Below are 13,409 nucleotides of genomic sequence, written 5' to 3' on the forward strand. Positions count from 1 at the left end.
GGCTTTGGCGGGTGTACACCCATCAGACTTGTTTGAGCAGAACCTGTGGGAGCAAAGCTTGCTCGCGAGGCGGCCATATAGCCGGCCTGGCTCTTGCGGGTGTACTCCAATCCAATTGTGGGAGCGAGCTTGCTCGCGATGGCGTCGGCACAGTTTGCATCAAAGCAAAGCGCTACCCCTTGGTCCCAGGCGCCGCCATCTCCTTCGTTTCCAGATGATCCAACGCCCGTTCAACCAGCAACTGAACCCCATCGGCCATGCGGCTGATCGCCAGGGCTACGCAGCGGCGTGAGTCATCCACGTCGTCGGCCAGGTCGGCGGCGATGGTGCTGATGGAGAGCAGGTCTTCGGAGGCGTTGGCCAGCAGGGTTTCGGTGTCGATGTGGGGGGAGACGATGAAGAGTTGGTTTTTGTCAGGTTCGGACGGTGGGGAGGGCTGGGGTTTGAGGTAGTAATCGAGGGCGCGGGTGGCGGCATCTTCGAGCTTTTTTTCTGCGAGGGCTTCGACGCGGGATTTATGGCCGCTTTGCGGCGGATTTGGTGAAGGCTTGACCATATTTATGTACCAGAGTTGAGTTGGCATCCTTTCGCTTGCATTCGAAGAGGTGGCAACTGTGCGTAGGTGTGCAAGACCGGTCCGGTACCGCCGGCAGACCCGAAGGTCTCCCACGCACAATCGCCATAACGGACGCGAGCATAAAAAAATGCTCGGTCAATAGCTATAACCGATTGGGTACCAGCCGGACTTGCACGTCCGTATCACCGTTTTTTGCGATGACGGACAAAGGTTAGCGGCGCTCGGAAGCACTGCCTAGTTCATGAACAGCCCGGCGTTTTGAAGGAAATCTCCTAGGAACCTGAAAGGAAACGAAAACGTGAAAAGGTGACTTGGCGGTCATCATGCAAGAAAACTCATCCATCTTCCGTCAAAGCGATCCGATGATGGCGTTCCGCTGTGGAATCGCTAAACTGCCCCCGCCATTCATCTTTCTCACGAGGCCGTGCCCATGAAATTTCGCTTTCTGCTGTGGATGCTGGGGTTGTTGATGGGCAGGGCCAGCCGGACCAATCCGGCGTTCCAGCAGCAGTTGGGCGATAAGGAACTGGTGTTTCAACTGCAAACCCTGGACGGCAAGGTCGCCCGGCATTTCACGGTGAAAGACCAGCGCATCACCAGCCAGTCCGGCACTTACCCGACGCCTGCGTTCGCCATCGCCTTCAAGGACGCGGCTTATGGCTTTGCCACGATGCAGGCGAAGAACAAGCAGTTGGCGTTCATGACCGGGATTCAGGACAAGTCGATCCAGATCAAGGGCAACCCGGCGCTGGTGATCTGGTTTCAGGGGTTGATGCGGTATTTGAAGCCGAAAAAGGCTAAAGCCTAGTGATTTACCCTGTGGCGAGGGAGCTTGCTCCCGCTGGGCTGCGAAGCGGCCCCAAAATGGGTTGATGCGGCCTTCCTGGCGGATCGCGTCAGTTGGTTTTGCGACTGCTGCGCAGTCGAGCGGGAGCAAGCTCCCTCGCCACAAGAGCTTCACTCACCCGCAGTTACCGGGAGATCCTATTCAACCGTGGCTGAACTGCGAAGCCAGTTCGCGCAACAACACCTCAGCCTCCAGCACTTTGCTGACCACTTCATTGGCTTTGTCGCGACTCAGGCCGACGCGTTCGAGCAGTGCGTCGGGAATCTCCTCGTCGGGACCCGAGCCAATGCCACGGGCGCGCAGCAGGCGTACGGCCAGGCACACCAGGTTCGGGTAGGCGGCGTATTCGCCGTCGTAATGTGGGTCGTGCTGGAAGCGCAGGGCGGTGGCCAGTTCGTCGGGCATGTCCCAGTAGCGCATCAGCCATGAACCGATCTGTTCGCGACTGATGCCCAAGAGGTGCTGCTCCACGTAGCTGTGGCACAGGTGCGGGTTGACCTCCAGGTGCCGGCAGATCAACGAGAAGTGCGGCGGGAAGACGTGGGCCAGCAGCAGGTAACCGAAGTTGTGCAGCAGGCCGGACAGGTAGGTCAGGCCGCCTTCCGGGCGCTGGGCGCGCGGCATGGCGCGGGTCAGGCCCTCGATGACGGCGGCGGTGTAGATCGACTGATGCCAGTACGGCGTGGTGTGTTGCGGGTGGTCCTTGGGCAGGCTCAGGGTCTTGCCCAAGGCCAGGCCCAGCGCCAGGTTGATCACCAGGTCGAAGCCCAGTACTCGGACGATGGCGTCTTCCACCGAACGGATCTTGCCGGGCGAGGCGTAGTACGGCGAGGCGGCCCAGCTCACCACTTGCGCGGCCAGGGCCGGGTCGGTTTCCACGACGCCGGTGATGTCATCGATGGTGGCGTCCGGGTCGACCCGCAGCTTGATGATCTTTTGCGCCGTTTCGGCCAGTGGCGGAATTTCGATGGTTTCTTCCAGCCGTTGCTGGATACGCCGGGCGGTGAACGCCTGCACAGCCTGGGTGATTTCCGCGCGGTCGTCGTGCGGGCGATCAAGGTTGGGGGTGATGTTGCTCACGGCTTCGCCGAACGTCGCGGCGCTGGCTTTGGTGAGCATGCTCTTGAAGGCTTCGCTGGTCACTTCCAGCAGCAGCCCCGGTTCGCCTGAGTTGATCAGCAGCTTCGGCTCGCGCAGCAGGCTTTCTTCATACAGGCACGGGGAGCTGGTCAGGGCCGGCAGGCCGGGCAGCAGGCTCAGGCTATGTTTGCCGAGCATGCGCTCCAGACGGTCAGTAGGCACCGCCGTGAGTTTGCGACCGGTGAGTTCGGCCAGGCGGTTGAGGTCCAGCAGCTGGCTTTGCGGAAACAGCACCATGAGGGCGCCAACGGCATCGTGCAACAGAACGGCCTGCACTTTACGGGCGGGGTTCAGGCCGGGTCGTTCGATTACTTCGTCAAAGCCGATGCCCAGTTTCTCGAGCAACAGCCGAATAACAGACGGAGCGTGCGGGGTTTCGGGGACGAGGGCAGCTTCTGTCATGGTCTGTATCCGTTTTCCTACAAGTTCAGCAGTATAACCAGCTTGCCGGGCAGGCGCGCCCAGAAACTGAGAGCGTGCTCACACTTGGCCGTATTGCTGTCCGTGGCGCAACCAGCGATCCAGCAGCGGGCTGACATGCTCCGGCCAGCGCTCCAGCAACGCCTGGGCGGCGTCGCGTACGGCGGGGAGCAGATCGGCGTCGCGCATCAGGTCGGCTACCTTGAATTGAAGCAGGCCGGTCTGGCGCGTGCCGAGCATTTCACCGGGCCCGCGCAATTCCAAATCTTTTTCGGCAATGACAAAACCGTCGTTGGTTTCGCGCATGATGCCCAGGCGCTGGCGACCAATCTGCGACAGCGGCGGGTGATACAGCAAGACGCAGTGGCTGGCGGCGCTGCCCCGTCCGACCCGGCCGCGTAGCTGGTGCAACTGCGCCAAACCCAGGCGCTCGGGGTTCTCGATGATCATCAAGCTGGCATTGGGCACATCGACCCCGACTTCGATCACCGTGGTGGCGACCAGCAATTGCAGCGCCCCGGCCTTGAATTCGGCCATGACGGCGGCTTTCTCGGCAGGTTTCATGCGCCCGTGGATCAGCCCGACTTTCAGTTCGCCGAGGGCGGCGGTGAGGTCTTCATAGGTGGTTTCGGCCGCCTGGCAGGTCAGCTCTTCCGATTCTTCAATCAGCGTGCACACCCAATAGGCCTGTCGCCCTTCGGCGCAGGCACCGCGCACGCGCTCGATCACTTCGACGCGCCGGGTGTCGGTGACCAGCACGGTATTGACCGGCGTGCGTCCGGGAGGCAGTTCGTCGAGGATCGAGGTGTCCAGGTCGGCATAGGCACTCATGGCCAGGGTCCGCGGAATCGGCGTGGCGGTCATGATCAATTGGTGAGGGCACATCCGCCCGCCCACGCCTTTCTGCCGCAGCGCCAGGCGCTGCTGCACGCCGAAGCGGTGCTGTTCGTCGATGATCACCAGCGCCAGGTTCTTGAATTGCACTTCGTCCTGGAACAGCGCATGGGTGCCGACCACCATCGGTGCACCTTCGGCGATCTGCGCCAGGGCGGCTGCGCGATTCTTGCCCTTGAGCTTGCCGGCCAGCCAGGCGACTTCGATCCCCAAGGGTTCGAGCCAGCGCTGGAAGGTGATGAAATGCTGTTCGGCAAGAATCTCGGTAGGCGCCATCAACGCCACTTGATAGCCGGCTTCCAAGGCCTGCAGCGCGGCGAGGGCGGCGACCACGGTCTTGCCGGCGCCGACATCGCCCTGGATCAGCCGCAGCATCGGTTCGGGCTGGCTCAGGTCGTAGGCGATTTCGTTGCCGACCCGCTGCTGGGCCCCCGTGGGTTTAAAACCGAGGTTAGCCAGGTAACGGGCCGGCAGATCCTTGGCCTTGGGCATGGCCGGGGCGCGCAGGGAACGCAGGCTTTCGCGCAGGCGTTGCTGGGACAGTTGATGGGTCAGCAGCTCTTCAAAGGCCAGCCGGTGCTGGGCCCAGTGATGCCCTAGGGCCAGTTCGTCGACATCGGCGTCGGCTGGCGGATGGTGCAGGTAGCGAATCGCATCGGCCAGCGGCGCCAGTTGATAATCCCGGGCCAGTTCGTTGGGCAGCCAGTCGGGCAGGCTGCTCGGGCCGAGCAGGGTCAGGGTTTGCTGGCAGAGCTGGCGTAGGCGCTGTTGGGTCAGGCCTTCGGTGAGCGGGTAGACCGGGGTCAGGGTTTCATCCACCGGGGGCGGCTCGTCGCCGGTGATGGCGCGGTATTCCGGGTGATAGATTTCCAGCCCGGACGCACCGGGCCGCGCTTCACCGTAGCAGCGCACGCGGGTGCCACGCTTGAGGCCCTCCTTTTGCGCATTGCTGAAGTGATAGAAGCGCAGGCTCAGCCCGCCGGTGCCGTCCTGCAGGCGCACCACCAGGCTACGGCGCCGACCCATGACCACGTCGGCGCCGCTGACGGTGCCTTCGATCACGGCGTCCTGGCCCGGACGTAAATGCCCGATGGGCACGACGCGGGTGCGGTCCTGGTAACGCAGCGGCAGGTGGAACAGCACGTCCTGAAGGTTTTCCAGGCCAACCTTGGCCAGCTTCTCGGCCATGGCTTCACCGACACCCTTGAGTGCCGTGACCGGCACTTTCGACAGCTCAGTCATGGCCGGGGCTTACTTGGCAGTGGGCGGCTTGGCCACGGAACACAGGCGGATCGAGTCAGCGAGGATCTCGATGGCCTTGGGTCGCGGAAAGCTGGCGCGCCAGGCGATGGCAACGGTGCGGAACGGCACGGGCGGCGTCAGTGGGCGAACCTCGATCACGCCAGGGGCGTAATGATGGCTGTCCACCGCCGAGAGCGGCAAAATCGAAATGCCCAGGCCCGAGGCGACCATGTGGCGAATGGTTTCCAAGGAGCTGGATTCCACCGTGGTGTGCTTGGCGCCTTCGCTGCCTTTGGTCAGGGTCGGGCAGGCTTCCAGCACCTGGTCGCGGAAGCAGTGGCCTTCGCCGAGCAGCAGCAGGCTCTTGTCGTTGAGCAGGCCGGCGTCGATGGATTTTTTCTGGGTCCACGGATGCTGGGCCGGCATCAACACGTAGAACGGCTCGTCGTAGAGCGGCAGGGTGAGGACATCGGCTTCGTTGAACGGCAGGGCGATGATGATCGCGTCCAGTTCGCCGTTGCGCAGTTTGTCGCGCAGCACATGGGTGAAGTTTTCTTCGATGTACAACGGCATCTGCGGGGCGACCCGGTGCAGTTGCGGAATCAGGTGCGGGAACAGGTACGGGCCGACGGTGTAGATGGCGCCGACTTTCAGTGGGGCGGTCAGCTGGTTTTTGCCGGCCTGGGCCAGTTCACGGATGCCCTGAGCCTGTTCCAGGACTTTCTGTGCCTGGGCAACGATGCCTTCGCCCACTGGGGTCAGGCGCACGGCGCTTTTGCTGCGCTCGAAAATCAGCACGCCGAGCTCGTCTTCAAGCTTTTTCACGCCCACCGAAAGCGTCGGCTGGCTGACATGGCAACGCTCGGCGGCGTGGCCGAAATGTTGCTCCTGGGCGAGGGTGACGATGTAGCGTAATTCTGTGAGGGTCATGGCGAGCGTCCGTGAAGTTGCGAGCCAAGCATACCGGCTGCAATCGATAGACGCACGTTATCAGACTGGGGGCGCGGTGTGACACTGCCTAATGTGGGTATGGTGAGGGGATTTAACGACGCATATGGATTATTTGTGGGAGCAAGGCTTGCCCGCGATGAAGCTAACGCGGTCCTCTCTGGAACCGAGGTGCCTGTATCGCGAGCAAGTTTTGCTCCCACAGGCCCCCTTGCTCTACAGATACATTCCCTTCACCAGAAACAAGAAGCCCCTGTAACAGGGGCTTGCCAATGGGTTAACGCCGACGCTTGTCGATGGAGTACACGAACGGCGCGACGATTTCGATGGAGCCGTTAACCAGCATGTCGGCCGGTGGCTTGGGTAGCGGTTGGGCGCGGCGAATCATTTCCAGGGTCGCCCGGTCCAGGGCGGCGTTGCCGGACTTGCTCACCAGCTCGAAGGACAACACATTGCCTTCGGCGTCCACCACGAACCGTAAACGGTTCAAGCCTTCCTTGCCGCGCGACTGGGCGCTGGCGGGGTATTTCTTGTACTTGCCCAAGTGCGCAAGCAAGGTGCCTTGCCAACTGGCCTTGGCCGCCATTTGCGCGGGGGATGGGCCAGGCGCCGGTTGCGCGGATTTCTCGGTCGGTGCCTTGGTCGGTTGAGTATCGCTGGGCTTTTGCTCCGACGGTTCTTCCTTGGGCGGTTCCGGTTTTTTCTCCACGGGCTTGGGTTTGGGCTTGGGCGGTTTAGGCTTGGGCTTGACCGGCTTGGGCACCGAAATCTCCGGTTTCTCGGCTTCCGCGATTTTAGGCAACGGCAGTTCTTCGACCGGCTCCGGAGGCTGCGGTGGCGTGACGACTTTAGGCGGTGCGGGCGGTGGTGGGGCCGGAACCGGCGCCAGCTCGACCATCATTGCCTGGGGCGGCAATTCAATGGGCGGGTTTGACGTCCAGTTCAGCGCCAGGGCAATGGCGAGCGCATGCACGCCCAGCACCACGGCCAGGCTACCGCTGTAACGCGTCAGCTTTTGGCGCGTCGTGATCATTTCTTGGGCGCCGTCTCAAGTCCGACCAGGCCGACCTTCAGGTATCCGGCGGCGCGTAGGGCGTCCATCACGCTCATCAAGTCGCCGTAATCCACGCCTTTATCCGCCTGGAAGAAGATCGTCGTGTCCTTTTTGCCTTGGGTCTTGGCGTCGAGGGTCGCGCCGAGGCTATCGGCCTTGACCTCGTCTTCGCCCAAGAACAGGCGTTGGTCAGCCTTGACGCTGAGGAATACCGGTTTTTCCGGCCGCGGCGAAGGCTTGGCCGTCGAAGCCGGAAGGTCGACCTTGATGTCCACGGTGGCGAGCGGAGCGGCCACCATGAAGATGATCAACAGCACCAGCATCACGTCGATGAACGGCGTGACGTTGATTTCGTGGTTCTCGGCCAGATCGTCGTCTGCGCCTTCTTTCAAATGCAGGCCCATGGCCGATTACCCCACTTTCACCATGTGCGGTTGCGAGCCACGCTCGGGTGGCAGATGGTCGAGGTCGCGGCTGACCAGCAACAGGACTTCTGCCGAAGCGTCGGAGACCTGGGCCTTGTAACCGGCAATGGAGCGGGCGAACACGTTGTAGATGACCACCGCCGGGATCGCCGCGACCAGACCCAGAGCCGTCGCGAGCAGGGCTTCGGCGATGCCGGGCGCCACGACAGCGAGGTTGGTGGTCTGGGTCTTGGCGATGCCGATGAAGCTGTTCATGATGCCCCACACGGTGCCGAACAGGCCGACGAACGGCGCGGTGGAACCGATGGTGGCGAGTACGCCGGTGCCGCTGCTCATGTTGCGACCGCAGGCTGCGACCAGGCGCTCGAGGCGGAAACTCACGCGCTCCTTGATGCCTTCCTTCTCACGACTGTTGGCCGACAGGCGCATCTCTTCGAGGGCGTCGTGAACCAGCAGATTGGCCAGGGTGCCCTCTTTGGCCGCAGAGGCGCTGGCCTCTTTGAGGGTGGTGGCTTTTTTCAGGTTGGCGATTTCACCGCGCAAGCGGCGCTTGGCGCCCATCAGCTCGAAGCCCTTGGCGATCCAGATGGTCCAGGTGATGATCGAGGCGATGGCCAGGCCGATCATGACGATTTTCACGATAATGTCGGCGTTCTGGTACATGCCCCATGGCGACAGATCGTGGGCCATGCCCAAGGTATTGTCGGCTTCGAGCATTTGAGGTGCGTCTGCGGCGTCGGCTTCGACAGCCTGGGCCGGCTCGCTGGCCTGAGGAGCCGCTACAGGCTCGGCTGCATCGACCGGCGCCTGGCTGGCGGCGGGTGCGGTGGCCGGGGTCGTGGCTGGCGCTTGGGCATCGGCGAACGCGGCGGTGGGTGCCAGCAGCAGGCTGAGCAGCAGGGCTGCCATGGCACTCCAGGCGCGAGGTCGGTTGGTTGGCGAAGCGGAGGGGAGATAGCGTGTCATGCTGGCCGGACCTGAGAGAATAAAGAAGGTTGATGTTCTTCCAGGCCTCGTGGGCCGAGAACAAAACTGGCTCGCATTATTGCAAGTAATTCTTGTTAACAAAAGTAATACAGTAACTTTTTTTCCTGCATTGCTAGCCGCTCGTCCCCTCTGGCAGCTAGTCTGCGCCTTTATGAGAGGAGATTTTGATGTCCGCGCCTTCTGTTTTGATCGCCGGCTGCGGTGATATCGGTGGCCGCCTGGCGAGCCAGTTACGGGCTGAGCAGTGGCAGGTCTACGGCTTGCGCCGTACGGTTTCGCAGCTGCCGGCCGGGGTTGTCGGGGTGGCGGGGGACTTGTTCAACGAGCAATGTCCCGTTGATTGGCCCACCGGTCCACTGGATTACGTGGTGTACAGCGTCGCTGCTACCGAGCATGACGAGGCGGGTTACCGCGCGGCTTATGTCCAAGGCTTTCAGCATGTGTTGAGCTGGCTGAAGCAGCACGGGCAACAGCCAAAACGACTGCTTTTTGTGTCCAGCAGCAGCGTCTACGGGCAGCAGGGTGGCGAGTGGGTCGATGAAACCTCGCCCACCGTGGCCGGTGGCTATTCCGGCCGGCTGATGCTCGAAGCTGAACAGGTGGCGCTCGACAGCGGCATCCCGGCCAGCCGCGTGCGTCTGACCGGGATCTATGGTCCGGGCCGCGAATGGTTGCTGAGCCAGGTGCGCCAGGGCTATAGCGTGGTGGAAGACCCGCCCCTGTACGCCAACCGCATCCATGCCGACGACGCGGCGGGCCTGCTGGCCTTCCTGCTGGAAGCCGACCACCAGGGCAAGCCCCTGGAAGACTGCTACATCGGCGTCGACGACACTCCCGCCGCGCTGGCCGAGGTGGTGGGTTGGCTGCGTGATTACATGGGCGTCACCCAATGGGCCGAAAACGCCAGCGTCCGCCGCGCCGGCAGCAAGCGCTGCAGCAATGCACGGGCGAAGGCCCTGGGCTGGACACCGCGGTATCCGAGTTTTCGTGAGGGGTATGCGGCGATTCTGGAGGGGCGCTGCTGATCTTTTAAGCACCCCAAAAACAAACGGTGGGAGCAAAGCTTGCTCGCGATAGCGGTTTTACAGCCAACAGAGGTGTTGTCTGTGACGACGTCATCGCGAGCAAGCTTTGCTCCCACAGCCTCGATCCCACAGGGAGTCCGACTTACTGCTTCTCCAACACCCACTGCCGGTCACCCGGCGTGAACGAAGGCATTTCATCCGCCAGTGCAGCATTCACGGTCTGGAAAATTTCCAGCTTCTTGCCGTCGCGGGAGAAGATCCAGGTGTTGCCCTGGCCGTTCTGTTGCAGCCAGATGTTGTCGTTGCCGCCACTCATGGACGCGCAGTCGCCGGCCAGGCACAGGGCGTAGCGGTCGGCGCCTGGTAGTCCGCTGACCTGGCCGTCGGGTTGGAACTGCACGCTGGCGCCCTGGCCAGGGCCGTTGACGATGTTCCAGGTGCCGCCCAGATAAGCGGTATACAGCGCCCGTTCGAAACTGGCGCCCAGCGGCGCACCCTCGGGCACCTGGACCTGGGCGCGCTCGAACACTTGCTGCGGCTCGTTCTCGGTGGCGGATTGGTTCAACTGGTCGCCGTCGCGTTGCAGTTCGCTGGCGGAGCTGCCGTAGAAATCGACTTTCCACGCACCGTCTTCTTCGCCCAGCAGCTTGCCTTCGACATTCTCGAAACCGTTGGTGTAACGCGCCTGGCCGGCTCGGGTATTGACGTCCCATTCCAGGTTCGGGCCATAGGCCTGCAGCGCCTCGCGCAGCGGGCCGCCCTTGGCGGCGGCGTCGATTGCCGCCTGGTTGATCCAGGTGCCGCTGATATCACGGTCGGCAGGGTCGCTGGCGCAGCCGCCCAACAGCAGGGCAGCCAGCGAAAGAGCAAGCGCTTTGCGCATGGTGGAATCCTTAAACGAAAACGGCGCAGCGGGGGGAGGCTGCGCCGGGCGTGTTACTCGATGACCAGGATGGCGTCCATCTCAACCTGCGAACCCTTCGGCAGGGCTGCTACGCCGATGGCGGCGCGGGCAGGGTAAGGCTGGTCGAAGTACTTGCCCATGATCTCGTTGACCTTGGCGAAGTGGCTCAGGTCGGTGAGGAAGATGTTGAGCTTGACGATGTCCTTGAACGAACCGCCGGCAGCCTCGGCCACGGCCTTGAGGTTCTCGAACACCTGCACGGTCTGGGCTTCGAAGCCTTCTACCAGTTCCATGGTTTTCGGGTCCAGCGGGATCTGGCCCGACATGTACACGGTGTTGCCCGCCTTGATTGCCTGGGAATATGTACCGATGGCGGCCGGGGCTTTGTCGCTGGTGATAACGGTCTTGGTCATTTATGACTCCTTGTAATGGATGGGGAGCTATGCGCGCATACGAGTGATGCGGATGACGCCAGTCAGGGCGCGCAGCTTCTTGATCACGCGGGCCAGGTGCACGCGGTCGTGCACGCTGACCACCAGTTGGACGACGCTGATGCGGCCATCGCGCTCGTCCATGCTGATTTTTTCGATATTGCCGTCGGCGGCGTTGACGCTGCTGGCCAGCAAGGCGATCAGGCCACGCTGGTGCTCCAGTTCGACCCGCAGCTCGACATTGAATTCGCCGGTGACATCCTTGGCCCAGGAGAGCTGGATGCATTTTTCCGGGTTGTGGCGGATTTCGCTGATGTTGCGGCAGTTATCCAGATGCACCACCATCCCTTTGCCTGCGGACAGATGGCCGACAATCGGATCGCCAGGAATCGGCGTGCAGCACTTGGCATAGCTGAGCACCAGGCCTTCGGTACCACGAATGGCCAGGGGACCTTCGGGGCTAGGCAGCTGTTCGCCTTCGCCGAGCAGGCGGCGGGCGACGACGTAGGCCATGCGATTGCCCAGGCCGATGTCTTCCAGCAGGTCTTCGATCAGCTCCAGGCGGTACTCGCTGAGCATGATCTGCACGCGTTCAGCCGGGATCTTGTCCAGGGAGCTGTCGAAACCGTTGAGGACTTTGTTGAGCAAGCGTTCGCCCAGGCTGATGGATTCAGAGCGGCGTTGCAGCTTCAAGGCGTGGCGGATGTGCGTGCGGGCCTTGCCGGTGACCACGAAATTGAGCCATGCCGGATTTGGCCGCGCGCCGGCGGCGCTGACGATTTCCACCGTGGAGCCGCTTTGCAGCGGTTCGGACAACGGCGCCAGGCGGCGGTTGATCCGGCACGCGATGCAGCTGTTGCCGACGTCGGTGTGTACTGCATAGGCAAAGTCCACCGCCGTGGAGCCTTTGGGCAGCTCCATGATCCGGCCTTTGGGCGTGAAAACGTAGACCTCGTCCGGAAACAGGTCGATCTTCACGCTTTCGATGAATTCCAGGGAGTTGCCGGCCCGCTGCTGCATTTCCAGCACGCCTTTGACCCACTGGCGGGCTCGGGCGTGGGTGCTCTTGGGTTGTTCGTCGCCGCTGGACTTGTACAGCCAGTGCGCAGCGATGCCATTGTTGGCCATCTCTTCCATTTCACGGGTGCGGATCTGGATTTCGATCGGTACGCCGTGCATGCCGAACAGCGTGGTGTGCAGCGACTGGTAGCCGTTGGCCTTGGGAATCGCGATGTAGTCCTTGAAGCGCCCAGGCAATGGTTTATACAAATTATGTACAGCACCCAGTACGCGGTAGCAGGTATCGACCTTGTCGACGATGATCCGGAACGCGTAGACGTCCATGATCTCGTTGAAGGCCCGACGCTTGCCGCGCATCTTCTTGTAGATGCCGTAGAGGTGTTTCTGTCGGCCGCTGACCTCACCTTCGATGCCGTCGATGGTCAGGCAGTGGCTCAAGGATTCTTCGATCTTGTTGACGATTTCCTTGCGGTTGCCCCGGGCGCGCTTGACGGCCTGGTTGATCCGCGCCGAACGCATCGGGTGCATGGCCTTGAAACCGAGGTCTTCGAACTCGATGCGGATCGCGTGCATGCCCAGGCGATTGGCGATGGGCGCATAGATTTCCAGGGTTTCCTTGGCGATTCGCCGGCGTTTTTCACCGGACAACACTTCCAGGGTTCGCATGTTGTGCAGGCGGTCGGCGAGTTTGACCAGGATCACGCGAATGTCGCGCGCCATGGCCATGGCCATTTTCTGGAAGTTTTCGGCCTGGGCCTCGGCCTTGGTCTCGAAGTTCATCTGGGTCAGTTTGCTGACCCCGTCGACCAGTTCGGCCACGGTTTCGCCGAACTGCGCCTGCAGCGCTTCCTTGGCGATGCCGGTGTCTTCGATCACGTCATGCAGCATCGCCGCCATCAGGCTCTGATGGTCCATGTGCATGTCGGCAAGAATGTTCGCCACCGCAAGCGGGTGCGTGACGTACGCCTCGCCGCTGCGGCGGCGCTGGCCGTCGTGGGCTTGTTCGGCGTAGAAATAGGCTCGGCGGACCAGGTTGACCTGGTCCGTGCCGAGGTAGGCCGATAAGCGATCGGCGAGGGCGTCTATGCTCGGCATGATAATGACTCCTGCCGTTTGCTGTGACCCCGCGCCGTGCTACGTCGACCAGGCATAGGCTTAGACCGCCTCGTTGGACTCGTCCTCGAACGCTGCGAACAGCGGTTCGTCTTCAACGATTTCAGCGTTGGCGATGAACTCGTAGCTCATCAGGCCTTCGGCGATTTCACGCAGCGCTACCACGGTAGGCTTGTCGTTTTCCCACTGGACCAATGGCTCTTTGCCACCGGTGGCCAGTTGACGGGCACGCTTGGTAGAGAGCATGACCAGCTCAAAGCGGTTTTCCACGTGTTCTAGGCAGTCTTCAACGGTTACGCGGGCCATGGTATTCCTCGGAGCGAATGCAATATGCGCGCTGCCCGGTTGGGCGAGCGGACTCAACAGTTTAAAAAAACGCCAG

The 13,409-nt window shown here is 62.1% G+C and carries 13 protein-coding genes; 2 read left to right on the top strand and 11 right to left on the bottom strand.

The genetic code is table 11. The features are described from left to right. Positions 1 to 172: 172 nt before the first annotated feature. On the bottom strand, positions 173 to 556 hold the full coding sequence (locus PSEUDOMOFG3G_RS25865) for a DUF6124 family protein (RefSeq protein ID WP_139048870.1): 384 nt from the start codon (positions 554 to 556) through the stop codon (positions 173 to 175). A 451-nt stretch (positions 557 to 1,007) separates the two neighbouring features. Between PSEUDOMOFG3G_RS25865 and PSEUDOMOFG3G_RS25870 the strand changes: the two genes are divergently transcribed. After that, positions 1,008 to 1,385, top strand: coding sequence for a helicase (locus tag PSEUDOMOFG3G_RS25870; RefSeq protein WP_139048871.1), 378 nt, complete (start codon positions 1,008 to 1,010; stop codon positions 1,383 to 1,385). 180 nt (positions 1,386 to 1,565) lie between these two features. On the opposite strand, the gene PSEUDOMOFG3G_RS25875 is transcribed toward PSEUDOMOFG3G_RS25870, so the two are convergent. The 6 genes from PSEUDOMOFG3G_RS25875 to exbB all read right to left on the bottom strand — a co-directional run bounded on the left by PSEUDOMOFG3G_RS25875 (position 1,566) and on the right by exbB (position 8,513). Beyond that, entirely contained in the window at positions 1,566 to 2,966 is a 1,401-nt protein-coding gene (locus PSEUDOMOFG3G_RS25875; RefSeq protein WP_139048872.1) for an aminoacyl-tRNA deacylase and HDOD domain-containing protein, read from the bottom strand. A 78-nt stretch (positions 2,967 to 3,044) separates the two neighbouring features. After that, positions 3,045 to 5,120, bottom strand: a complete 2,076-nt coding sequence (gene recG / locus PSEUDOMOFG3G_RS25880; protein WP_047226182.1) for an ATP-dependent DNA helicase RecG — start codon at positions 5,118 to 5,120, stop codon at positions 3,045 to 3,047. Between the two features lie 9 nt (positions 5,121 to 5,129). Next, the gene (locus PSEUDOMOFG3G_RS25885) at positions 5,130 to 6,050 is read right to left on the bottom strand and encodes a hydrogen peroxide-inducible genes activator (RefSeq protein ID WP_047226181.1); all 921 of its coding nucleotides are present in this window, start codon (positions 6,048 to 6,050) and stop codon (positions 5,130 to 5,132) included. A gap of 295 nt (positions 6,051 to 6,345) precedes the next feature. Further along, positions 6,346 to 7,101 (bottom strand): energy transducer TonB, encoded by a 756-nt coding sequence (locus tag PSEUDOMOFG3G_RS25890; protein WP_076383095.1) that lies wholly within the window; start codon positions 7,099 to 7,101, stop codon positions 6,346 to 6,348. After that, positions 7,098 to 7,526 carry a TonB system transport protein ExbD gene (gene exbD, locus PSEUDOMOFG3G_RS25895; RefSeq protein WP_047226179.1) on the bottom strand — a complete coding sequence of 143 codons (429 nt, stop codon included), beginning with the start codon at positions 7,524 to 7,526 and terminating at the stop codon, positions 7,098 to 7,100. Before exbD ends, PSEUDOMOFG3G_RS25890 begins: the two co-directional genes overlap by 4 nt. Positions 7,527 to 7,532: 6 nt before the next feature. Continuing rightward, positions 7,533 to 8,513, bottom strand: a complete 981-nt coding sequence (gene exbB, locus PSEUDOMOFG3G_RS25900) for a tonB-system energizer ExbB (protein WP_139048873.1) — start codon at positions 8,511 to 8,513, stop codon at positions 7,533 to 7,535. 188 nt (positions 8,514 to 8,701) lie between these two features. On the opposite strand from exbB, the gene PSEUDOMOFG3G_RS25905 reads away from it, so the two are divergent. Then, positions 8,702 to 9,559 (top strand): SDR family oxidoreductase, encoded by an 858-nt coding sequence (locus tag PSEUDOMOFG3G_RS25905; protein WP_139048874.1) that lies wholly within the window; start codon positions 8,702 to 8,704, stop codon positions 9,557 to 9,559. 142 nt (positions 9,560 to 9,701) lie between these two features. Here the strand turns inward: PSEUDOMOFG3G_RS25905 and PSEUDOMOFG3G_RS25910 are convergent, their stop codons facing one another. The 4 genes from PSEUDOMOFG3G_RS25910 to rpoZ are packed head-to-tail and all read right to left on the bottom strand — an operon-like array spanning position 9,702 to position 13,333. Further along, positions 9,702 to 10,442 (bottom strand): hypothetical protein, encoded by a 741-nt coding sequence (locus PSEUDOMOFG3G_RS25910; protein WP_076383093.1) that lies wholly within the window; start codon positions 10,440 to 10,442, stop codon positions 9,702 to 9,704. A gap of 53 nt (positions 10,443 to 10,495) precedes the next feature. After that, the gene (locus tag PSEUDOMOFG3G_RS25915) at positions 10,496 to 10,876 is read right to left on the bottom strand and encodes a RidA family protein (protein WP_003229509.1); all 381 of its coding nucleotides are present in this window, start codon (positions 10,874 to 10,876) and stop codon (positions 10,496 to 10,498) included. A gap of 27 nt (positions 10,877 to 10,903) precedes the next feature. Further along, on the bottom strand, positions 10,904 to 13,009 hold the full coding sequence (gene spoT, locus PSEUDOMOFG3G_RS25920) for a bifunctional GTP diphosphokinase/guanosine-3',5'-bis pyrophosphate 3'-pyrophosphohydrolase (RefSeq protein ID WP_047226172.1): 2,106 nt from the start codon (positions 13,007 to 13,009) through the stop codon (positions 10,904 to 10,906). A gap of 60 nt (positions 13,010 to 13,069) precedes the next feature. Further along, positions 13,070 to 13,333 carry a DNA-directed RNA polymerase subunit omega gene (gene rpoZ / locus PSEUDOMOFG3G_RS25925; RefSeq protein ID WP_003177259.1) on the bottom strand — a complete coding sequence of 88 codons (264 nt, stop codon included), beginning with the start codon at positions 13,331 to 13,333 and terminating at the stop codon, positions 13,070 to 13,072. Positions 13,334 to 13,409: the final 76 nt, after the last annotated feature.

Origin of the sequence: Pseudomonas sp. FG-3G (assembly GCF_901007645.1) — a bacterium.
GTDB classification, from domain to species: domain Bacteria; phylum Pseudomonadota; class Gammaproteobacteria; order Pseudomonadales; family Pseudomonadaceae; genus Aquipseudomonas; species Aquipseudomonas rhizophila.

What these genes read in the sequence shown, in the direction of transcription:
- PSEUDOMOFG3G_RS25885 (WP_047226181.1), bottom strand. Translation starts at nt 6,050, where the DNA reads ATGACCCTCACAGAATTACGCTACATCGTCACCCTCGCCCAGGAGCAA.
- PSEUDOMOFG3G_RS25890 (WP_076383095.1), bottom strand. Translation starts at nt 7,101, where the DNA reads ATGATCACGACGCGCCAAAAGCTGACGCGTTACAGCGGTAGCCTGGCC.
- recG (WP_047226182.1), bottom strand. Translation starts at nt 5,120, where the DNA reads ATGACTGAGCTGTCGAAAGTGCCGGTCACGGCACTCAAGGGTGTCGGT.
- PSEUDOMOFG3G_RS25875 (WP_139048872.1), bottom strand. Translation starts at nt 2,966, where the DNA reads ATGACAGAAGCTGCCCTCGTCCCCGAAACCCCGCACGCTCCGTCTGTT.
- PSEUDOMOFG3G_RS25910 (WP_076383093.1), bottom strand. Translation starts at nt 10,442, where the DNA reads ATGCGCAAAGCGCTTGCTCTTTCGCTGGCTGCCCTGCTGTTGGGCGGC.
- spoT (WP_047226172.1), bottom strand. Translation starts at nt 13,009, where the DNA reads ATGCCGAGCATAGACGCCCTCGCCGATCGCTTATCGGCCTACCTCGGC.
- PSEUDOMOFG3G_RS25865 (WP_139048870.1), bottom strand. Translation starts at nt 556, where the DNA reads ATGGTCAAGCCTTCACCAAATCCGCCGCAAAGCGGCCATAAATCCCGC.
- exbD (WP_047226179.1), bottom strand. Translation starts at nt 7,526, where the DNA reads ATGGGCCTGCATTTGAAAGAAGGCGCAGACGACGATCTGGCCGAGAAC.
- rpoZ (WP_003177259.1), bottom strand. Translation starts at nt 13,333, where the DNA reads ATGGCCCGCGTAACCGTTGAAGACTGCCTAGAACACGTGGAAAACCGC.
- PSEUDOMOFG3G_RS25870 (WP_139048871.1), top strand. Translation starts at nt 1,008, where the DNA reads ATGAAATTTCGCTTTCTGCTGTGGATGCTGGGGTTGTTGATGGGCAGG.
- PSEUDOMOFG3G_RS25905 (WP_139048874.1), top strand. Translation starts at nt 8,702, where the DNA reads ATGTCCGCGCCTTCTGTTTTGATCGCCGGCTGCGGTGATATCGGTGGC.
- PSEUDOMOFG3G_RS25915 (WP_003229509.1), bottom strand. Translation starts at nt 10,876, where the DNA reads ATGACCAAGACCGTTATCACCAGCGACAAAGCCCCGGCCGCCATCGGT.
- exbB (WP_139048873.1), bottom strand. Translation starts at nt 8,513, where the DNA reads ATGACACGCTATCTCCCCTCCGCTTCGCCAACCAACCGACCTCGCGCC.